This is a genomic window from Centipeda infelix ATCC 43532 (assembly GCF_000234095.1).
Classification (GTDB): Bacteria; Bacillota; Negativicutes; order Selenomonadales; family Selenomonadaceae; genus Centipeda; species Centipeda infelix.
The window spans coordinates 19,904-40,362 of sequence record NZ_JH376799.1 but is presented as its reverse complement, the minus strand read 5'-3'; the positions used below and the strand labels follow the sequence as shown (position 1 = coordinate 40,362).

The following is a 20,459-nucleotide window of genomic DNA, read 5'->3' as shown; positions in this document are numbered from 1 at the left end:
CAGCAGTGAGTATTTTTAAGAAGATATCAACGAAGTTCATTGGCATTACGCCGGAGGATGACGTGGAGGAGAATGAGGGGCTGGAAGAGGAGAAAGTACGGGACAAGCAAACTGCCCCTGTGACGAATATTGGTTCACGCGCAGGACGCCGTGCGGAGACGGGATCGAATGTCGCTTCTTTTCCTGAGTTTCCAAATGCATCGGGCGGCACGGGAGCAACGATTGACAATGTCATCGCGGCATATCGCATGAATGTTGTTGTCATCGAGCCGCAGAGCTTTGATGACGCACAGCAGGTAGCGGTGAATCTTCAGAAAAAAAAGCCCGTCGTGCTCAACTTTGAAAAGACGGAGAAGAGCGTAGCAAGCCGTATCATTGACTTCATCAGTGGGACAACATATGCACTGAGCGGCGACATCAAGAAGATCAGCAACAATGTGTTCCTCTGTGCGCCGAACAACGTCAATGTCAGTTACTCCGAGGAGGAACACCGTCTCGGGGATGATATGTCCTTTCTGAACAGGTAAAGCCCATGCGTGATGATATTAAGGTTGGCATCATCGGCGGTGGTGCGATGGCTGAGGCACTGATTGCAGGCCTTGTGGAGTGCGGAACGATTCCGGCCTCCCATATCAGCGTATCCGACCACAAGGCGATGCGTTGTGACAAACTCACGCGGAAATATGGCGTACATGCGCAGGTCGGGGCAGAATCCTTTCTGCCCCGTATTTCTGTGCTCATCCTCGCGGTAAAGCCGGCGGCAGCTGCAGCGGCGATACGTGAGACAAGAGAGCTGCTCCGTGCGGATGCAGCTGTGCTCTCCATCGTTGCAGGGCTGCCCATCGCCGCGCTTGAGGAGGGATATCCCAATCATCCTGTCGTGCGCGCGATGCCGAATACGCCGCTCGCTGTCGGTGCGGGGATGTCCGCTTATGCGTGTGGTACCTATGCAGATGACGACGTATCCGCTATTGTGGAACTGCTGCTCGGCGCATCCGGTCGTACTGTGCGCGTGCATGAGAGCGATCTTGATGCGGTGACAGGGCTCTCGGGCAGTGGTCCCGCCTATGCGTTCCTCATGATCGAGGCACTGATTGAGGGCGGTGTGGCGGCAGGGCTGAAACGCGAGACGGCATCGCTGCTCGCGGCACAGACCATACTGGGCGCAGCGCAGATGGCACTTGCGTCGGCGCATTCGCCCGCCGATCTGAGGGCAGCGGTGACGAGTCCCGCCGGAACGACGGCGGCGGGGCTGCGCGTGCTTGAGCGCGCGGGCGTACGATCGTCACTCATCGAAGCCGTCCTTGCGGCGGCAGAGCGTTCAAAAGAATTGGGGAGAGGGTAATGGCAGCGGAACAGAAGGAGCGGCTTCTCCGCTTTTATCGTGGCGGTGAGGGCGAGGAGACGGCGATTCGTCTCCTCGATCTCGCGGAAGCCGTTATGAAGACGGCAAAATTCCGCATCAGTCCCTTTCTCGACCCCTACGGGCAGGAGATTGCGGAGACGATCTGCGCGAGCTATGAGGGCATTCAGCTCGATTTTGACGGCGGCTACGCGGGCGCGGAGCGACAGCGCGCCATGCTGTGCCACCGCGACTTTGCGGGGACGCCGGACGGCTTTGCAATCGCCTGTGTAGAGGCGGCGTGGAACGGGCAGTTCGCACGTCTCACGCACCGCGACGTGCTCGGTGCCGTCATGGGGCTCGGCATTGAGCGTGAACTCGTCGGGGACATCCTCCCTGCGTCCGACACGGCAAGGATCATCTGCGATGCGAAGATTGCAGATTTTATCGTAAGCAATTTGACAATGATCGGTGCGGTCGGGGTCAAGACGGCACTTTCCGATCTCGCGGCAATTCCACCGCGTGAGGAGCGGACAAAGGAGATCCGTGCGACGGTCGCATCGCTCCGCCTCGACTCCATTGTTGCGGCGGGCTTCGGCATCTCGCGCAGCCGTGCAGCGGACGACATTGCGGCGGACAAGGTGAAGCTCAACTGGCAGAGTGCGGCGAGTGCGTCGAAGACGATCAAGGAGGGCGATGTGCTCTCCATGCGCGGGCGCGGACGCGTCGAGGTGACAGAGGTGCGCGGGCAGACGAAAAAGGGGCGTACGGTCGTTGTACTGAACCGATTCTTTTGAAGAAAGGCGGGAGCGGAATGCTGACACCGATGGATATACACGCGAAGGAATTTGGCAGGAGCTTTCGCGGGTTTGATGAGGCGCAGGTCAATGACTTCCTGAACGAGGTTATGCAGGATTATACGGCAGTGCTTGATGAAAACGAACGTCTGCGTGCGGAACTTTCGCATGAGCGGAAGACGATCGAGGATTTTCGCCGTATGGAGCAGAGTATGCGTGAGAGCATTGCCCTTGCACAGAAGACTGCTGAGGACGTGACGACGCAGGCGAAGCGCAGTGCTGATCTCATGATTGAGACGGCGGCGAAGGAGGCACAGAATCTGCGCCGTGAGGGGGCTCTGCAGGCGAAGGCACAGCTGGATGATGCGGCGGACAAGGTGCGTGCTGTTGTCGCGGAGTATGAGCGACTTGTGCGCGAGAAACATCAATTTTTGCGCCGTATGAAGGGCAATGTGCAGGAAGAACTCGCACTCATCAATGATGCGATTGCCACGATGCCTGATATGGTCGCAGAGCAGAACGCAAAGGATACGGCAGAACAGGAGGGCGTTTGAGGGCGATGAGCGGACGCATAAAAGCCGCATATTCTTTTTTGGGGATCTTACTGATTGACCAGCTGGTAAAATTCTATGTGGAGCTGACCATGCTGCCGGGGGAGACGATTCCCGTTGCAGCCCCATTTTTTCATATCACCTTTGTCCTCAATCCGGGTGCGGCATTTGGGATTTTCCGGGATCAACAGTGGCTCTTTCTGGTGACGGCAATCGTGTTTTCCATTGCGTTTCTCGTGTTCTATGAGCGGCTGCGGCGCAGCGGTGTGCTCATCCACTACGGCAGCGTCGCCCTCGCGGCAGGTGCGGTGAGCAATCTGCTCGACCGCATCCGCCTCGGACACGTTGTGGATTTCTTTGACTTCCGCATATGGCCCGTGTTCAACATTGCGGACATCGCCATTGTTCTTGGGACGGGGGCCGTCCTCTGGGCACTCTTCGTACAGAGAAGGGAAATCCGATGATGCGTACAGTATTCACCGCCGACCGTGCGGGCGAGCGCTTGGATCTCTTTCTCGTGCGCCGGCTTCCGGATCTCTCGCGCAGCTATGCACAGCGTCTCATTGCAGACGGACAGGTTACGGTGGACGACACGGCACGCAAGGCGAATTACAAGCTGCGCGGCGGAGAGGAGATCGTCTGCACAATGCCGCCCGCCGAAGAAATTGAGATCTGCGCGGAAGATATTCCGCTCGACATTCTCTATGAGGATGCAGACATCATTGTTGTCAATAAAGCGCGCGGTATGGTCGTACATCCTGCCGCCGGTATCTATACGGGGACGCTGGTCAATGCGCTGCTGTGGCACTGCCATGATCTTTCGGGCATCAACGGTGCACTGCGCCCCGGTATTGTGCACCGCCTCGACAAGGACACCTCGGGGGTGATGGTCGCGGCGAAAAACGATATGGCGCATCACTATCTCGCACGCCAGATTCGGGACAAGGACGCGCGGCGGGAGTACCGCGCCATCGTGCACGGCAACATCGTCCCGCGAGCAGGTGTCATTACGGGGGATATCGGACGGCATCCGACCGACCGCAAAAAAATGGCGATTGTACGGGAGAATGGCAAGCCCGCGACCACACATTTTGAAGTGTTGGAGCGATTCGGCGACTATACCTATGTTTCCTGCCGTCTCGAGACGGGGCGCACGCATCAGATCCGCGTTCATATGATGAGCATCGGGCATCCGCTTGTCGGTGACCCGAAGTATACGATGAAGAAGAACCCCTTTGCGATTGTGGGACAGGCTCTGCACTCGTTGTCGCTCAGCCTTACGCATCCGCGCACAGGGAAAGAAATGGCGTTTACCGCTCCGCTTCCACAGGATATGGAGGAAATTCTGCACACCCTGCGTGGGGACAGATAAGGAGATGACAGCATGACGGAGTTTCGAGAAAAGGCCGTTCTCATGGATGCGGATGGAATTCGGCGCGCACTGATGCGGATTGCACATGAGATCGTCGAGAAGAATAAGGGGACGGAGAATCTGGTGCTCGTCGGTATTCGCACGCGCGGTGTGCCGATTGCCGCGCGGATCGCCGCGGAGATCGCACGCATTGAGCAGCGTGATTTGCCGCGCGGGGTGCTCGACATCACGCTCTACCGTGACGATCTCAACGAGCTCTCTTATCAGCCGATTGTACACCCGACGGAGATGCCCTTGGACATTACGGGAAAGACCATCGTGCTCGTCGACGATGTGCTCTATACGGGGCGCACGATCCGTGCGGCGATGAACGCACTCCTCGATATCGGTCGCCCGCGTATGATCCAGCTCGCCGTCCTCATTGACCGTGGACATAGGGAGCTGCCCATCCGTGCGGACTACGTCGGAAAGAATGTTCCAACCGCCGCACACGAGGATGTATCCGTACTGCTCAGAGATGTTGATGCGGAGGAAAAGGTCGTCATTCGGGAACGCCGTTGAACTTGTTGTGTCGGAGAGTGCGGTTCTTTGCTGCACTCTCTTTTTGTATCGTGGGAAGCACTGATGCATTCAGCACCGCCATCTTGACGCATCTTTTTTGCCCGCACTATGTCGGTAAATCCTCCACATAGCCCTTGCTATGCGTCCGGTTTACCTCCTTGTTCGGACGAAAAAATCTACGCCAATCTGACGGACTTCATTTTATCAGCGATTCCCTTGACGCAGCTTTTGGAATAGGGGTATAATATTAAAGAACGATAGGACGTTTGTAGGAGCAATCGTATGATTTTTTACGGCGAGAAGCAAAAGTCTATGTTGGATGAAGAGCAGGCAGTATCGGATGAACTCGAAGCAGCCGAACTCGAGGCAGAGGAAGCGGAGGAGACCGCAGCGGAGAGCAGCATCTACGATGGCTGCACCGATGAGGAACTGCTCGCACACATCCGCTCCTGTGACGGGGACGAGGCACTGGACTATCTCATCAACAAATACCGTAACTTCGTGCGCTCCAAAGCGCGCTCCTACTTTCTCATCGGTGCGGACCGCGAGGACATCGTGCAGGAGGGGATGATCGGATTTTTTAAGGCAATCCGTGACTATCGTGAGGATAAGCTCTCGTCGTTCCGTGCGTTCGCTGAGCTCTGCGTGACGCGCCAGATCATCACGGCGATCAAGACGGCAACGCGGCAGAAGCACATCCCGCTGAACTCATACGTCTCGCTCAACAAGCCCATCTATGACGAGGATTCCGACCGTACGTTGCTCGATGTGCTCTCGGGCGCACGCATCAGCGACCCAGAGGAGCTGGTCATCAGTCATGAGGAATTCATCGACATCGAGCAAAAGATGGAGGAGATCCTGAGTGATCTCGAGTGGCGCGTGCTCATGAGCTACCTCGACGGCAAGTCCTATCAGGAGATCGCCGTCGATCTGCACCGCCAGGTGAAGTCCATTGACAACGCGCTTCAGCGTGTGAAGCGTAAACTTGAAAAATACATGGAGTCGCGCGGCGACGATCTCGACATCGGTACGGTCTACCGCGGACTCACCACGATCAATCGCGGCGTGCGTACGTCGGAGGAATAGGCGGGGAGCGACAGCTCCCCTTTTTGATGAAAAGCATACACCGGACGGGATATATTGAAATAAGACGTAAAATGATTGACATTTTTCGGATAATGGTGTATTCTAATAGCCGTAATATATGTTTCTATAACTGAATCAATGGGAAACGGGTGCAGCGCATTGCGTATGCTTAATAGAGAAGCCGGATGAGCCGGCGCGGTCCCGCCACTGTGAGGGGAGCAAACCTGCAAGTGTGTCACTGAGAGAAATGTCCTCTTGGGAAGGCGCAGGGGAGTGATGAACCGAGCCAGGAGAACTGCCTGTTTGACAATCCGCCGTGTGCCGGAGGCACATACCTGCGAGCGACAGGAAGGGGATTCGTGACGATGTGCTCGCGAGGCTTTCTTGTACTGGCAGGAAAGCCTTTATTTTATATTTCATGGGAGGAATTCGGATGAAGAATTGGAAGAAAATGCTGGTTGCGTCCCTCGCCTGCTCAGCAGTTCTGGGGCTTTCGTACAGCCCTGCAGAGGCGGCGTATGAGCTGAACCCCGAGGTGAAGACGGCAACGCCGGCTCTCCTGGAGGCATCGGAGATCGGTGTGCTGAAGTATGAGAACCCGCAGATGCGGAACTATACGAACAAGGATGCCATCGTCGTGGCGAGCTTCGGCACGACGTTCAAGGAGACGCGTGAAAAGACGATTGAGGCAACCGTGCGTGACATTCAGGCGGCCCATCCGGGTGTGAAGGTTGTGACGGCATTCACCTCCCACATTATCATCGACCGTATCGAAAAGAATGAGGGAAAGAAGTATCCGACCCCCGAGGAGGCGCTGACACAACTCAAGGCAGACGGCTACTCGCGCATTGCACTGGTCTCGCTGGACGTCATTCCGGGAATGGAGTACTCCTATGTCAAGGCCGTGTTCAATGAGTATAAAGAACAGTTCAAGACGATGACCTGCGGGACATCGCTTATGTACTGGCAGGGGCAGGAAGAGCAGTCGGATGACGTTGCGGAGTTCATCAAGGCCGTCTCCAGCCAGTTCCCGAAGCTTGGCAAGGATGAGGCTCTCCTCCTCATGGCACACGGCACACCGCACGTTTCCAATGCTTACTATTCCGTGATTCAGGCGAAGCTCGATGCGCTCGGATATAAGAATGTCTACGTCTACACGGTTGAGGGGTGGCCGAGTCTCGAGGATGTCGTTCCGAAGCTCAACAATGCGAATGTCAAGACAGTAACGCTCATGCCGATTATGATGGTTGCGGGCGATCATGCACACAACGATATGGCGGGCAAAGATTCGGATTCGCACAAGAGTATTCTTGAGAGCAAGGGCTTTAAGGTGAATACCTATCTGCACGGTCTCGGCGAGAACAAGAATATTCGGGCTGCATTTGTAGAGCGCGCGAATGATGCGTGGGATGCTCTGCAGGGGAACAAGGATGCAGACGCAGATCATCTCAAAATCATGAAGTAAGATCGGCGATTCCTTTCTACGGATTTCAATGAAGGGTCTGCTGCAGAAGTGTTTCACTTCTGCAGCAGACCCTTTTCTTTGTATGCGTACCCTGCTATAATAGAAACGATTTGGTTATTGCGCGGAGATAATGGATTCCGCATAACAAGGAGAACAGAGAGATGAAGATAGCAGTCGTTGGTACGGGGATGATTGCGCGGGAAGCGCTTACTGCCCTGCGCCAGGTAAAAGGTGTCGAGGTCGTCACTGTATGTGCACGCCCGCAGAGCCGTGAGAAAGCACAGGCACTGGCGCAGGAGTTCGGTGTCGCGCAGGTGGCAACGGACTATGGTGCGATGCTTGCGGCGCACGAGGCGGACTTTGTCTATCTCGGCATCGTCAACAGCGCACATTTTGACTATGCGCGGCAGGCGATTGCTGCAGGGTGGCATGTCATTGTGGAAAAACCGTTTGTCTCGACGCTCGCAGAGGCGGAGGAGCTGATTGCGCGTGCACGGGCGGCCGACTGCTATCTCTTCGAGGCAATGACACCGCTCTTTTTGCCAAATTATTTCGGAATATTGGAAGCACTCCCGCGACTTGGACTCATTCGCATGGTACAGGCGAATTTCTCGCAGTATTCGAGCCGCTACGAGCGTTATCTCGCGCGCGATGTTGCTCCTGCGTTCGATCCCGCACTTTCGGGCGGGGCACTCTACGATCTGAATGTCTACAATCTGGCACTCATTGTTTCGCTCTTTGGACGGCCGAAGTCCGCGATCTACGGGGCGAATATCGGCTTCAACGGGATCGATACCTCGGGCATTCTGGCACTGCGCTATGACGGCTTTGTTGCGACGGCGGCAGCGGCAAAGGACAGTGAGAGTCCGTCCTTCTTTCTCATTCAAGGGGAGGCAGGATGGATTCGTGCCGATGGCACGCCGAACGAACTCCGCTCCTTTACGGTTGCACTGCGTGGCAGAGATGTGGAGACGTATGCCTTGAATCGTCATGAGCACCGCATGGTGCACGAGTTTGAGACGATGCGGGACATCTTTAAGCGCAAGGACTATATGAGCGTGGAGGAGGGGCTTCAGACTTCGCGGACGGTGATGGCGGTGATGGAAAAGGCACGCCTCGTGGCCGGCATCCAGTTTCGGGCGGACTGAGCGAAATGAAGACCTTGATGATCGAGATGGAGAATCTCGTCAAGAAGTTTCCGCATACGAATGCAGCGCAGAAAAAGGACTGGAAAACAGCGGTCGCAGGCATCTCGCTCTCGGTTCGGCGTGGTGAGGTGTTCGGTCTCTTAGGACCGAATGGTGCGGGAAAGACAACGATCATCCGTATGCTCACGATGCAGACGCAGCCGACGAGCGGTCGGATTCGGATCGACGGGCAGGATATCAGCGTTGCCGCACGTTCCATCAAGAAGCGCATCGGTGTTGTGCCCCAGCACGTCAATTTCGATCAGGAGCTTACGGTCTGGGACAATCTGGAGCTGCACGCACGTCTGCATCACATGGGACATGCGGAGCGCACGGAGCGGATCGGGGAACTGCTTACGGAGATGGAGCTGACAGAGGTGCGCAACGACAATGTGCGCCGCCTCTCGGGTGGAATGAAGCGGCGCCTGCTCATCGCACGCGCACTGATCCACCATCCGCAGGTGCTTTTTTTGGATGAGCCGACGGTGGCGCTTGACCCACAGATTCGCCGTCATATCTGGGATCTCGTGCGCGAGATTGCCAGGAGCGGCGTGACCGTGCTTCTGACGACGCACTACATCGAGGAGGCGGAGGCACTTTGTGACCGCGTGTCCATCATCAACAAGGGCGTTCTCGTCGATGTGCAGACACCGCGCACATTCTGCGAAGCACTCGGTACATTCGCTGTAGAGTGGGATGAGGAAGGGGGGCGGGCATATCGTTTTTTTCATACACGCGAGGAGGCACGCAGCCATGCGCGTGCCGTTGAGGAGCGTATGCAGCGTGTCCTCCTGCGCCCGACGAATCTCGAGGATGTGTTCATCGAGCTGACGGGGCGAAAGGAGGGGCTGTAATGCTTGGCGATATATGGACGGTCTTCTGGCGCGACTGGGTTGTGCTGCGCCGCCGTCTGATGAAATACATTCTGAGCCGTATGGTCTCGCCGCTCATGTTCCTCATTGCGTTCGGCTGGGGGCTCGGGCGCAGCATTGATGTGGGGACAGGATCATATCTGGACTTCCTCGTGCCGGGGCTTCTCGCGATGAACTCGATGAACATCAGCTTTAACAGCATCATCTCCGTACATGCGGAGCGCGTTTACCACAAAAGCCTTGAGGAGTATCTGATCGCGCCGATTCGCCCCGACGCGTTTGTCATCGGCAAGGTGGCGGGGGCGGTCGTGCGGGGGCTGATCTCCTCGGCGATCATCGTGGTGCTGAGCTATCTGTTCGGTGCGCATTTCACGATTACGCCGCTCTTTCTCCTCGTGCTCACGCTGAACTGCATGATCTTCGCGGAGATCGGATTTCTTGCGGCGATGTATATTTCCACCTATGAGGAGATGAGCCAGGTCAATCTCTATGTGCTGCTGCCGATGTCGTTCCTCTGCGGGACGTTCTTTGCGACAGCGGCACTGCCGGATGTCGTGCGTTGGATTGTGGAGGCGCTGCCGCTGACGCATACGAGCCACCTTCTGCGCAGCCTCGGCGGAGCGGGGGACTTCTCCGTGCTCTCGCTCGCAGTTGTCGTGGGCTACGCAGTGTTCGGCATCGCTGTCGGGACGTGGAAGTTCCGACGGCTGACGGATTGAGTTCGCGTGGAGGTTACACGGCAAGAGTTTCATATTATAGCAAAAGGATCACCATGCTCAGGCATATCTTTCATCACAGAGGAACGGCGGAGGGCTGTGCGCATTTCTGCTGTACCAAAATCGAGGACTTCGGCGTCTCCTTTGGAACGTTCGAGGTCTTTTCCCATGTCAATCTTCATTTTCACTGCGGCGAGCTCACTGCGATCATCGGACCGAACGGTGCGGGGAAAAGCACGCTCCTGCGTGCGATTCTCGGGGAGGTTCCGCACACGGGCAGGCTGCGCTTTGTCGATGCGGATGACCGCCACACGGGGCATCCCGTCATCGGCTATGTGCCTCAGTACCTGCGTCTCGACGTGAGCGCACCGACGACGGTGCTGGATCTCTTTATGGCGTGCCTGTCCACACGTCCCGTCTGGCTCTTTCCCGCGCGTGCATTTCGTGCGCGCGTTGCGCTGAATCTCATGCGTGTGCGTGCAGAGCACCTGATTGACCGCCGACTGGGGGCGCTCTCGGGCGGAGAGCTCCAACGTGTGCTGCTCGCTCTTGCACTCGATCCAATGCCAAATCTCCTGCTGCTCGATGAGCCGGTCTCGGGCGTCGACCAGAACGGCCTCGCGATCTTCTACGAGATTGTCGGGGAGTTGCGTGCAAAGGAGGATTTGACGATCCTGCTCATCTCACACGATCTCGGTATGGTCGCGCGCCACGCGGACAAGGTCGTACTCATGAATCACGGCGTTGCGGCGGAGGGCGTGCCGTCGGAGGTCTTTGCCGACCCGCAGATGGAGCAACTCTTCGGTATTCTGCCAGATCTGCGGCATATAGAGCGTGCGGAGATGGATGCGGGAGGGGAGGTGCGCGTATGGAGATGATCTACAGCGCGATGGATGTGCTGCTTCCGTTTGCATGGACGGAATACACGTTTATGAAGAATGCCCTTCTTGCGATCCTGCTCATGGCACCGCTCTTTGGACTGCTCTCGACGATGGTGGTCTCAAGCCGCATGGCGTTCTTCTCGGATTCGCTCGGGCATGGTGCGTTCACAGGCATTGCCATCGGTGCGCTCGTCGGAATGTTTTCGCCGCTCACATCGCTGCTCATCTTTTCTGTGGCGTTCGCGCTCCTCATCACATGGATCAAGCATCGCACGGCGGCATCGGCAGACACCGTGATCGGGGTATTCTCCTCGACGGCGATTGCTGTCGGGCTGATGATTATGAGCCATGGCGGAGGCTTCTCGAAATTCTCACCACTCCTCATCGGTGATATCCTGAGCATCACTCCTGTCGATCTCGGCGGATTGGCGGTGGTGGATATCATTGTCCTCCTCGGATGGGTGCTCCTCTTCAACCGCCTGCTCCTGCTCTCGGTTAATGCCTCACTTGCACGCAGCCGCGGTGTTTCCATCTTTGCCGTTGAGGCACTCTTTGCCACACTGCTCGCTGTCGTCGTTGCCGTGAGCATCCAGTGGGTCGGCATCCTTATCATCAACGCACTGCTTGTACTGCCGGGGGCTGCCGCACGCAATGTCGCCCGCAGCGTCAAGGAATATCATGTTGTATCGGTTACGACCGCGCTCTGCTCCGGTCTGATCGGACTGTTTTCGGCATACTATTTTGGGATTGCGGCGGGAGCAGCGATTGTGGCGGCGGCCGCTGTCATGTTCTTCCTCTCGCTTGCTGTGCGTCCACATTTTCGCACGTAATGTCCCGCTGTACGCCCTGTTATTTTTTACTTTTTATGCTAGAATGACAGAGATATAGGTGTGAAAAGGAGGGTATTTCCTTGAATATTACGATTGGCAGCGATCATGGAGCGGTGGAGCTCAAGGACGAGGTAAAAATGGTTCTTCACGAGTTCAGCGATGTGAAGGTGAAGGATGTCGGTACATTCGGCAAGGAGGCTGTGGACTATCCGGATATTGCGGAGAAGGTCTGCGCCGATGTCGTATCGGGCAAGGCGGATCGCGGCATCGTCCTTTGCGGTACGGGCATTGGCATCTCGATTGCGGCGAACAAGATCGACGGGATACGTGCCGCACTCTGTACGGATGTGTTTTCGGCAATACAGTCACGCAAGCACAACGATGCGAACGTGCTTGCGCTCGGCGGACGCGTCACGGGGGTTGGTCCTGCGGGCGAGATCGTGCGCGCATGGATGCGTACGGCGTTCGAGGGGGGGCGTCATGCACGCCGCGTCGAAAAGACGATGGCCCTGCAGGATAAAAACAAAAAATAAGGAGAGTTTTGCATGAGTATTATGGATTCACTGGACAAGGCCGACCCGCAAGTATGTGCAGCAATTCAACAGGAGCTGAACCGCCAGCGCACCAAGTTGGAACTCATCGCCTCGGAGAACATCGTGAGCCGTGCCGTCATGGAGGCACAGGGCAGCGTCCTGACGAACAAGTACGCAGAGGGCTATCCCGGCAAACGCTACTATGGCGGCTGTGAGTATGTCGATGTCGCGGAGCAGCTCGCGATTGACCGTGCGAAGGAGCTCTTCGGAGCAAACTGGGCGAATGTCCAGCCGCACTCGGGAGCACAGGCGAACATGGCGGTGTTCTTTGCACTGTTGCAGCCGGGCGACACCATCCTCGGCATGAATCTGACGGATGGCGGACATCTGACGCACGGCAGTCCCGTCAACATCTCGGGGACGTATTACAAGGTCATCCCATACGGCGTGGATCGCGAGACGGAGCGCATTGACTACGATGCACTCGAAGTACTCGCAAAAGAACAGAAACCGAAGATGATTATTGCAGGTGCGTCTGCGTATGCGCGCATCATCGACTTTGAGCGCATCGGTGCAATCGCAAAGGCGGTCGGCGCGATCTTTCTGGTGGATATGGCGCACATCGCTGGGCTCGTCGCCGCAGGGCAGCACCCGAGCCCCGTGCCTTACGCCGATGTCGTGACCTCGACGACGCATAAGACGCTGCGCGGTCCGCGCGGCGGTCTCATCCTCGGACGCGACGAAGAACTCGGCAAGAAGATCAACAAGGCGGTGTTTCCCGGCATTCAGGGTGGTCCGCTCATGCACGTCATTGCGGCGAAGGCGGTCGCGCTCGGTGAGGCACTCGCGCCCTCGTTCAAGGAGTATGGGGCACAGGTGGTGAAGAACGCGGCGGCACTTGCAGATGAGCTGATGCGGCACGGTTACCGCATTGTCTCGGGTGGTACGGATACGCATGTTATGCTTGTAGATTTGACCAATAAGAACATTACGGGCAAGGATGCGCAGAACCTTCTCGATGAGGTCAACATCACGGCAAACCGCAATACGATCCCGTTCGAGCCGCGCAGCCCGTTTATCACGAGCGGTATCCGTCTCGGCTCGCCCGCACTCACGACGCGCAGCTTTGTGGAGGAGGATATGCGTGAGGTCGCGCGGATCATCGCATACGTCCTCGACGTACCGACAGACACGGTACGACAGGAGGAAGCACGCCGCCGCGTTGCTGCGCTCTGTGATAAGTATCCTCTGTACGCGTAATTTTCTGGTAGAAAGGAAGCCCTCCCATGGCTGATACATTTCATCCGTCCGATATCCCAAGTCTTCATCTTGTCAATCATCCGCTCATTCAGCACAAGCTGACGATCATGCGACAGAAGGAGACGGGGACAAAGGAGTTCCGCGAACTGCTCTCGGAGATCGCAATGCTTATGGCATACGAGATCACGCGCGAGTTCCCTCTGCGCGATGTGGAGATCGAAACCCCTGTCGCACCGTGTCACGCGAAGGTGCTCGAGGGCAAGAAACTCGGCATCGTTCCGATTCTCCGTGCAGGTCTTGGGATGCTCGACGGTATTCTGACGCTCGTTCCCGCCGCACGTGTGGGACACATCGGACTCTACCGTGACCCCGAGACGTTGGAGCCGGTCGAGTACTACGCCAAACTCCCGAGTGGCGTGGAGGATCGCACACTCATCGTGCCCGACCCGATGCTCGCGACGGGTGGGAGTGCGTCTGCGGCACTTACACTACTCAAGCAGAAGGGAGCGAAAAACATTATCCTCATGTGTCTCGTGTCTGCGCCTGAGGGCATTCGCCGCGTAGCTGAGGATCATCCCGATGTGCCCATCTACGTTGCTGCTGTTGACAAATGTCTCAACGAACACGGCTATATTGTTCCAGGACTTGGTGATGCGGGTGACCGTATCTTCGGAACACTGTAAGAAGAAAAAAAGACGGCTGCGTCGGCAGTCGTCTTTTTGCTTGCAAATTATGGCGGAGAGGGTGGGATTCGAACCCACGGTGCATTGCTGCATCACCGGTTTTCAAGACCGGCTCCTTAAACCACTCGGACACCTCTCCGTGTGGAGCGTTGCTATTGTATCAGAAACTACGGAGTGCTGTCAAGCCTTTGCCCTGCAAGAAGCAGTGCCCCAACGGCAAGCCCGACGAGTGCGGGCACAATCCAGCCCATGCCGATCTCGGCAAACGGAAGGGTATCGCCGACCGCACGCAGGAGTGGCATTGCGGGAATGATCTCCTGCACGCCGGGCGGGAGGGCTCGCAAGAAGTCGAAGGAAGCTGCTAGCCCCGTGCCAATGATCGTGCATAAGTAGAGCGGGCGATGATAACCGATCACCCCTTCGAGCAGACAGAGTGCGATGATGGCGATGGCAAGCGGATAGAGGAAGTAGAGCACGGGCAGTGCGTATGCGATGATCTTGCTCAGACCGACATTGGATACGGCAAAGGAGAAGAGCGAGAAGATGACGGCGTATTTCGCATAGGGCAGGGAATGTGGAAAGAGTTCGGAGAAGGTCGTGCTGCATGCGGTGACGAGACCGAGGGCGGTCTTGAGGCAGGCGCAGGTGATGGTGATGCCGAGCAGGAGACCTCCGAATGCACCGAAATAATGCGCTGCGATATGTGCGAGCACGTCACCGCCATTTGCATCAAGACCGTAGATCGCACGGCTCTGTGCACCGACATAGGTGAGCGCAAGGTAGATGAGCGCCATAAGCGCGGTGCTGAATGTGCCGGAGATAATTGTGCTGTAGGAGAGATCCTTTGGCTGTGAGAGCCCAAGACGTTTGATCGCGCCCACGAGAATGTTGCCGAATGCGAGTGCGGCGAGCACGTCCATCGTATTATAGCCCTCGAGCAGCCCCGTGAAGAAGGCGTGTTCTGCGTACGCACCTGCGGGCGGCACATCCCATACCGTCCCCATCGGAGCGAGGATGGCGGTGACGATGAGGATGCCGAGGAAGAGGAGAAAGAGCGGGTTGAGCACCTTGCCCACCCAGATCAGAATGCCTGAGGGGCGCAGGGAGAAGTAGAGGACGACGGCAAAGAAAATCAGCGTAAAGAGAAACAGACCGAGTGTCTGCACATCCTCCGAAAGGAAGGGAGAAGCACCGACCTGAAAGGAGACCGTTGCGGTACGCGGAATCGCAAAGAACGGTCCGATGCAGAGGTAGAGGGCGCAGGTAAAGGCATAGGCGAAGCGGCGGTCAATCTTCTGTCCGAGGTCGAATAGACTATCGCTTGCGGTAATGCTGATCGCTGCGATCCCGAGCAGCGGCAGCCCGACTCCCGTGATGCAGAAGCCGATGAGCGCGGGCAGTATTGCAGAGCCCGCCTGCTGTCCCATCGCGGCGGGGAAGATGAGATTGCCCGCGCCGAAGACCAGGCCGAACAGCAGGGAGGCAACGAAGATGTATTCCTGTTTTCTGAGGCGATGTTTCATCGGCAAAAGCTTCTCTCTAAAATAGTAAAATATTGCAACAGTTCAATGAAGCGATTATAACAGGAACGGAGTGGATTTGTCAAAGCAGGGAGAAGTTGCTATAATAGGTGGGTATAGGAATCGCTGCCCCAATGAAGTCGTCGGATTGGTGTAGAATGTATCAGTGCTTCCTATACTTCGTTGCAGAAGAGGAGGCAGGCGTATGCGGATTGCACTGTTTGATTCGGGGATCGGTGGTCTGACGGTGCTCAGCCACGCGCGGCGTGTGCTTCCGTCCGAGGAGTTCCTGTTCTTTGCCGATCGTGATCATGTACCCTATGGAACGAAGTCTGTTCCCGCAGTGCGCGGCTACGTTCGCGCAGCATTTCGATTTCTCGTCGAACAGCAGAAGGCGGATGCCGTCGTCGTCGCGTGCAATACAGCAACATCGGTTGCCGTGGATGAGATGCGGCGGCTCTATGATGTGCCAATTATCGGCATGGAGCCGGCGGTGAAAAAGGCTCTTGAGCAGGATGCCGAGCGACGTGTGCTCGTGACGGCGACCCCCATTACCATAAACGGTGAGAAGCTGCATCGTCTTGTCTCAGCGCATGATGAGAAGAATCTTGTCGATCTTCTCGCGCTGCCGCGCCTCGTAGAGTTCGCGGAGCGTCGCGAGTTCGTCTCCCAATGCGTGGAGGAGTACCTGTGGAACGCACTTACTCCATACGATCTGCGGAGCTACTCTGCAATCGTGCTTGGCTGCACACATTTCAACTATTTTAAGGATACCCTGCGTCGTCTCCTGCCAAAGACGGTTGGCTTTGTCGATGGCAACGAGGGAACAGTTGAGGAGCTGGCACGGCGGACGGGGCTGACGACGGTTTCGGCGGAGGAGCGGACGGCATGGTGCAGATTCTTTGAGTCGGGCAGAGCGGTGACAGGCGCGGAGTCACTGGCTCGTATTGAGAGTTACCTTGCGCGTGCCGCGCGCATGGAGCAGATTGTTTGAAAGAAGGGAGCATTCATGCCGATTCGTGTGGAACATCGGGTGAATTTTTACGATACGGATGCGATGGAGGTCGTACATCATGCGAACTACATTCGCTGGTTCGAAATCGGGCGCGTCGCCTACCTGCGCCGCATCGGCATCACGTTGGGTGCACTGATGGCAGCAGGCTATGTCTTTCCAATTACAAAGGTCGGTGCACAGTTTCATGCGCCGGGACATTTTGACGACGATCTCGTGATTGAGACGACGGCAACCGCACTCACCAGAGCGAAGATGGCGTTTTCCTACCGCATTCTGAATGCGGCGGGCACGGAGCTCGTGACGGGGTTTTCGGAGAATGTGTTTACCGTGCGCGAGACAGGGCATATCACGCGTCTGCCAAAGGAGTTCTATGAGCCGCTCGAGGCGGCGATGATCGCGGAGAAAGAGGGACGGGACATTGGATTTTGAATTTATAGAGCGGTTATACTGGCTGTTCGCTCTGCTTGTTTTTTTTGAGCTTGGAAAAAAGGCATTTTTCGCCTATTTCGGAACGGAGAAGATCGTGCCGAAAAAGGAGGAAATGACACCGTTTTCCGTGGTCGAACGTACACCGGAGAGACTTGTGATCGGTGCGACGATGCCCGTGAAGAATGAGGGGACACAATGCGGTGTCATTATGGATGCGATCCTGCGTGTGCAGCTGCCCTATGAGCAGTACGACGGTGCACTGGTGCGCGGCAAGGTCGAGCTGGTGGGTGCCCCGCGTGAGGACGACTATTTCGAGGCGATGGTTATTCAAAAGGATGAGCAGATCGATTTGGTGCTCAAACTTTCCATCGAGGGACGCAAGGGGAATACGCTCGAAGAGGCGATTGCCCATATGCCTGATTTTCGCATGGATTTCATCTACCAGGAGACAGGGCGCATCCCGGCACATTATTCCAAACAGATTTTGAAGATCACGGGGGCGGAGATCGCCGCACTTGCAGGTGTTGCACTCGTGCAGGAAGGGGGCAGGAAGAATGGCTGAGCTGAATATTCTCCCCGTTCCGACACGCATTCTGACGGATGCGGACGACATCGTGGATGCCATCGAATACTACGCCGGTGCGCAGGTAACGGCGGATGATCTCGTCTGCTGCGCAGAGAGTGTGGTTGCGGTGACGCAGGGGCGCTTTGTCCGCCCTGAGGAGCTTCATATTTCCGGCATGGCAAAATTCCTGTGCCGCTTTATCCCAGACTATGGCAGTCTCGCAACGCCGCATGGGATGCAGTCACTCATGGATGTAGAGGGGAAGTGGCGCGTTACTGCGGCACTTTTTGCGGGATTCCTCGGCAAGCTCGTCGGTAAAAAGGGGCTGTTCTATCAGTGGGGCGGCAAGGAGGCGGCACTCATCGACGATGTGACGGGCACGATGCCACCGTTTGACAAGGTGATTGTCTACGGCCCTTCGGAGCCGGAGCAGGTTGCCGCACGCATTCGTGACCGTGTGGGGGCGTTCGGCGGGATGATCGCAGATGTGAACGATCTCAAACGCTCGCGTGTGGTTGGCGTATCCGAGGGTGTGAACGGTGCGCTTGCGGCACAACTCCTGCTCGACAATCCGTTCGGCAACGCCTCGCAGAAAACGCCGATCTGCATCATCAAGAACTATCGGCAGTATCAGGAGCGTAATCGGACGTAAGTTCATGGCGCCCCTTCCATCATGCTGCGCATGGTCCCCCTCCCCCGTTTCGACGGGGGAGGCTTTGCATTACGGCAAATTAGCACCTCCGTCGAAGTTGGGTAAGTGCCGAGCAAAGCAAGCTGGTAGGGGACCCTGCATAATTCAAAGGAGAAAAACATTCATGCCAAGAAGAGATTTGAGGCGTGCCGATCAGCTGCGCCCTGTACGGATCGAGCGCGGCTATCAGCGTTACCCTGCGGGCTCTGCGCTCATCGAGACGGGACACACACGCGTTGTGTGTGCCGCGACCGTGGAAGAGCGTGTGCCGTTCTTTCTGAAAGGCTCAGGGACGGGATGGGTGACCGCAGAGTACTCCATGCTGCCCGGCGCGGGGACAGAGCGCACGGCGCGTGAGGCGATGCGCGGGCATCAGACGGGTCGTACGCAGGAGATTCAGCGGCTCATCGGACGTGCTCTGCGCGCTGTTGTCGATACGAAGGCACTCGGGGAGCGCACGATTCACATTGACTGCGACGTGCTGCAGGCGGATGGAGGGACACGCACCGCGTCGATCACGGGGGCGTTCGTCGCGCTCGTGGAGGCTTGTGCGACTTTCTACACGAAGAGGGGGGTCTTCCCCGTGCGCGACTATGTAGCGGCGGTCAGCGTCGGAATCAATGCGGAGAATACGCCGCTGCTCGACATCTGCTATGAGGAGGATTCGACCGCGATGGTCGACATGAACCTTGTCATGACGGGCGAGGGAGAGTTCGTCGAAGTGCAGGGAACGGGTGAGGGGCGTGCATTCACCCGTGCAGAGATGAACGTCCTCCTCGATCTCGGCGAACGCGGCATACGCACGTTGATTGAGTACCAGAAAGAAGCACTCGGCACGACGCTCTCGTGGTTGCCGGGACGGGAGGGGTAATATGGACGAAAAGATCATTCTCATTGCGACCTCAAATGCGGGCAAGGTGCGCGAAATGGAGCAGGCATTTGAGGGGCTTCCCGTGCGTCTTGTACCCTTATCGTGCCTTCACGAAGTTCTGCCAAACGCAGGAGAGATCGAAGAACCCGTTGAGGATGGGGCGACCTTTCTGGAGAATGCACGGATTAAGGCACATTACTACAGGGAGAAGACGGGGCTTGCCGCACTTGCCGACGACTCCGGGCTCTCGGTGGAGGTGCTGGACGGCGCACCGGGTGTTTACTCTGCGCGCTATGCGGGAGTGCATGGTGACGACGCGGCGAACAATGCGAAGCTGATTACGGAGATTCGGGCGCACGGTACGGAGAACGCCGCTGCCGCCTATCACTGTGCGCTTGTGCTTGTGTTTGAGGATGGACGGGAGCTTGGGGCAGAGGGAACGTGCGCGGGCTTTATCCGCCCTGAGGCACGAGGGTCGGGCGGCTTTGGCTACGACCCGCATTTTTACCGTGCGGACGGACGCTCGATGGCAGAGCTCTCGCGCGAGGAGAAACATGAGATCAGTCATCGCGGTGCGGCGCTCGACATGATGAAAAAATTGCTGATGGAAAGAGGTGTCGTGTGAGAATTGGAATTGTCAGTGACAGCCACGGAGATACGCGCATATTCGAGAAGATGCTTGCCGTACATGGTGCTGCGGATGCAGAGCTGTGGCTTCATGCGGGCGACTTTGCACCCGATGCGGACGATCTTGAGGCACTCTCGGAGAAGCGTGTTATCCGTGTGCTTGGAAACTGTGACCTTTTTGTGGATGGTGTCTATGACGAAACGATGGTCGAGGTGGCGGGACACCGCATCTTCCTGACGCACGGACACCTCTTTAACGTGCGCTTCGATACGGCGATGCTGCGGGAGGCAGCGCGTGAGGCAGGGGCGGACATTGCCGTATACGGGCATACGCACGTTGCTCTTGAGGAGCACGGAGAAGTCACCGTGCTCAACCCAGGCAGCATCGCCCGACCGCGTGATGAGCAGCGTGGATCGTTTATGCTTGTGGATCTGAACGCAGGAGAGAGCCCTCAGGTGAATCTCATTCGCATTTGATTGTGAAAAAATGTACGAAAGCCCGCAAATTCAAGGGCTTTTCTATATAAAAAATTTTCAAAAAAATTTACGATATAAAATCCATATCTTATGATATGGATTTTATATATATAATAATAAAAACAATG

At 56.7% G+C, this 20,459-nt stretch carries 25 protein-coding genes, 1 tRNA gene, 1 pseudogene and 1 riboswitch; of the genes and pseudogenes, 24 read left to right on the top strand and 3 right to left on the bottom strand.

Going from position 1 to position 20,459, the window contains the following annotated elements:
* Positions 1-5: 5 nt before the first annotated feature.
* The 7 genes from HMPREF9334_RS06285 to pyrR are packed head-to-tail and all read left to right on the top strand — an operon-like array spanning position 6 to position 4,623.
* Complete coding sequence (locus tag HMPREF9334_RS06285; protein WP_006692641.1) at positions 6-527, top strand: cell division protein SepF; 522 nt, start codon at positions 6-8, stop codon at positions 525-527.
* A 5-nt stretch (positions 528-532) separates the two neighbouring features.
* Entirely contained in the window at positions 533-1,345 is an 813-nt protein-coding gene (gene proC / locus HMPREF9334_RS06280) for a pyrroline-5-carboxylate reductase (protein ID WP_006692640.1), read from the top strand.
* Positions 1,345-2,139 carry a YlmH family RNA-binding protein gene (locus tag HMPREF9334_RS06275; protein ID WP_006692639.1) on the top strand — a complete coding sequence of 265 codons (795 nt, stop codon included), beginning with the start codon at positions 1,345-1,347 and terminating at the stop codon, positions 2,137-2,139. Before proC ends, HMPREF9334_RS06275 begins: the two co-directional genes overlap by 1 nt.
* A gap of 17 nt (positions 2,140-2,156) precedes the next feature.
* The gene (locus tag HMPREF9334_RS06270) at positions 2,157-2,693 is read left to right on the top strand and encodes a DivIVA domain-containing protein (RefSeq protein ID WP_006692638.1); all 537 of its coding nucleotides are present in this window, start codon (positions 2,157-2,159) and stop codon (positions 2,691-2,693) included.
* A gap of 5 nt (positions 2,694-2,698) precedes the next feature.
* Entirely contained in the window at positions 2,699-3,154 is a 456-nt protein-coding gene (gene lspA, locus HMPREF9334_RS06265; protein WP_006692637.1) for a signal peptidase II, read from the top strand.
* Positions 3,154-4,062 (top strand): RluA family pseudouridine synthase, encoded by a 909-nt coding sequence (locus HMPREF9334_RS06260; protein WP_039957449.1) that lies wholly within the window; start codon positions 3,154-3,156, stop codon positions 4,060-4,062. Before lspA ends, HMPREF9334_RS06260 begins: the two co-directional genes overlap by 1 nt.
* 12 nt (positions 4,063-4,074) lie before the next feature.
* Positions 4,075-4,623: a bifunctional pyr operon transcriptional regulator/uracil phosphoribosyltransferase PyrR gene (gene pyrR, locus HMPREF9334_RS06255; protein ID WP_006692635.1), complete on the top strand. Its 549-nt coding sequence runs from the start codon at positions 4,075-4,077 to the stop codon at positions 4,621-4,623.
* A gap of 109 nt (positions 4,624-4,732) precedes the next feature.
* On the opposite strand, the pseudogene HMPREF9334_RS12570 reads toward pyrR, so the two are convergent.
* Positions 4,733-4,801 (bottom strand): annotated as a pseudogene (locus HMPREF9334_RS12570) (secretion protein HlyD); the annotation flags it as partial.
* A 104-nt stretch (positions 4,802-4,905) separates the two neighbouring features.
* Here HMPREF9334_RS12570 and sigH point away from each other — a divergent pair.
* The 10 genes from sigH to upp all read left to right on the top strand — a co-directional run bounded on the left by sigH (position 4,906) and on the right by upp (position 14,136).
* The gene (gene sigH / locus HMPREF9334_RS06250; RefSeq protein WP_006692634.1) at positions 4,906-5,709 is read left to right on the top strand and encodes an RNA polymerase sporulation sigma factor SigH; all 804 of its coding nucleotides are present in this window, start codon (positions 4,906-4,908) and stop codon (positions 5,707-5,709) included.
* Between the two features lie 130 nt (positions 5,710-5,839).
* Positions 5,840-6,026, top strand: a riboswitch (cobalamin riboswitch).
* Positions 6,027-6,142: 116 nt separating this feature from the next.
* On the top strand, positions 6,143-7,174 hold the full coding sequence (locus tag HMPREF9334_RS06245; RefSeq protein ID WP_006692633.1) for a sirohydrochlorin cobaltochelatase: 1,032 nt from the start codon (positions 6,143-6,145) through the stop codon (positions 7,172-7,174).
* Between the two features lie 161 nt (positions 7,175-7,335).
* Complete coding sequence (locus HMPREF9334_RS06240) at positions 7,336-8,322, top strand: Gfo/Idh/MocA family protein (protein WP_006692632.1); 987 nt, start codon at positions 7,336-7,338, stop codon at positions 8,320-8,322.
* Positions 8,323-8,327: 5 nt separating this feature from the next.
* A complete protein-coding gene (locus HMPREF9334_RS06235) occupies positions 8,328-9,215 on the top strand; it encodes an ABC transporter ATP-binding protein (RefSeq protein ID WP_006692631.1) in 888 nt (295 codons plus the stop codon).
* Entirely contained in the window at positions 9,215-9,952 is a 738-nt protein-coding gene (locus tag HMPREF9334_RS06230) for an ABC transporter permease (RefSeq protein ID WP_006692630.1), read from the top strand. Before HMPREF9334_RS06235 ends, HMPREF9334_RS06230 begins: the two co-directional genes overlap by 1 nt.
* A gap of 53 nt (positions 9,953-10,005) precedes the next feature.
* Complete coding sequence (locus HMPREF9334_RS06225; protein ID WP_006692629.1) at positions 10,006-10,827, top strand: metal ABC transporter ATP-binding protein; 822 nt, start codon at positions 10,006-10,008, stop codon at positions 10,825-10,827.
* Positions 10,818-11,660 (top strand): metal ABC transporter permease, encoded by an 843-nt coding sequence (locus HMPREF9334_RS06220; protein ID WP_006692628.1) that lies wholly within the window; start codon positions 10,818-10,820, stop codon positions 11,658-11,660. The genes HMPREF9334_RS06225 and HMPREF9334_RS06220 overlap by 10 nt, the downstream gene beginning before the upstream one ends.
* Positions 11,661-11,740: 80 nt before the next feature.
* A complete protein-coding gene (gene rpiB, locus HMPREF9334_RS06215; RefSeq protein WP_006692627.1) occupies positions 11,741-12,193 on the top strand; it encodes a ribose 5-phosphate isomerase B in 453 nt (150 codons plus the stop codon).
* Positions 12,194-12,205: 12 nt separating this feature from the next.
* Positions 12,206-13,453 carry a serine hydroxymethyltransferase gene (glyA, locus tag HMPREF9334_RS06210; RefSeq protein WP_006692626.1) on the top strand — a complete coding sequence of 416 codons (1,248 nt, stop codon included), beginning with the start codon at positions 12,206-12,208 and terminating at the stop codon, positions 13,451-13,453.
* Between the two features lie 26 nt (positions 13,454-13,479).
* On the top strand, positions 13,480-14,136 hold the full coding sequence (gene upp / locus HMPREF9334_RS06205) for a uracil phosphoribosyltransferase (protein WP_006692625.1): 657 nt from the start codon (positions 13,480-13,482) through the stop codon (positions 14,134-14,136).
* A 50-nt stretch (positions 14,137-14,186) separates the two neighbouring features.
* On the opposite strand, the gene HMPREF9334_RS06200 is transcribed toward upp, so the two are convergent.
* Positions 14,187-14,275, bottom strand: a tRNA-Ser gene (locus HMPREF9334_RS06200).
* A gap of 28 nt (positions 14,276-14,303) precedes the next feature.
* On the bottom strand, positions 14,304-15,659 hold the full coding sequence (gene brnQ / locus HMPREF9334_RS06195) for a branched-chain amino acid transport system II carrier protein (RefSeq protein WP_006692624.1): 1,356 nt from the start codon (positions 15,657-15,659) through the stop codon (positions 14,304-14,306).
* A gap of 202 nt (positions 15,660-15,861) precedes the next feature.
* On the opposite strand from brnQ, the gene murI reads away from it, so the two are divergent.
* From murI to HMPREF9334_RS06160, 7 genes are all read left to right on the top strand, one after another.
* Complete coding sequence (gene murI, locus HMPREF9334_RS06190) at positions 15,862-16,650, top strand: glutamate racemase (protein WP_006692623.1); 789 nt, start codon at positions 15,862-15,864, stop codon at positions 16,648-16,650.
* Between the two features lie 15 nt (positions 16,651-16,665).
* Positions 16,666-17,100, top strand: a complete 435-nt coding sequence (locus HMPREF9334_RS06185) for an acyl-CoA thioesterase (protein WP_006692622.1) — start codon at positions 16,666-16,668, stop codon at positions 17,098-17,100.
* Complete coding sequence (locus HMPREF9334_RS06180) at positions 17,090-17,662, top strand: hypothetical protein (RefSeq protein ID WP_006692621.1); 573 nt, start codon at positions 17,090-17,092, stop codon at positions 17,660-17,662. The genes HMPREF9334_RS06185 and HMPREF9334_RS06180 overlap by 11 nt, the downstream gene beginning before the upstream one ends.
* Complete coding sequence (locus HMPREF9334_RS06175) at positions 17,655-18,317, top strand: hypothetical protein (protein WP_006692620.1); 663 nt, start codon at positions 17,655-17,657, stop codon at positions 18,315-18,317. The genes HMPREF9334_RS06180 and HMPREF9334_RS06175 overlap by 8 nt, the downstream gene beginning before the upstream one ends.
* A 163-nt stretch (positions 18,318-18,480) precedes the next feature.
* Positions 18,481-19,227, top strand: a complete 747-nt coding sequence (rph, locus tag HMPREF9334_RS06170; protein ID WP_006692619.1) for a ribonuclease PH — start codon at positions 18,481-18,483, stop codon at positions 19,225-19,227.
* A gap of 1 nt (position 19,228) precedes the next feature.
* The gene (gene rdgB, locus HMPREF9334_RS06165; RefSeq protein ID WP_006692618.1) at positions 19,229-19,852 is read left to right on the top strand and encodes an RdgB/HAM1 family non-canonical purine NTP pyrophosphatase; all 624 of its coding nucleotides are present in this window, start codon (positions 19,229-19,231) and stop codon (positions 19,850-19,852) included.
* Positions 19,849-20,331, top strand: a complete 483-nt coding sequence (locus HMPREF9334_RS06160) for a metallophosphoesterase (protein ID WP_006692617.1) — start codon at positions 19,849-19,851, stop codon at positions 20,329-20,331. The genes rdgB and HMPREF9334_RS06160 overlap by 4 nt, the downstream gene beginning before the upstream one ends.
* Positions 20,332-20,459 lie beyond the last annotated feature (128 nt).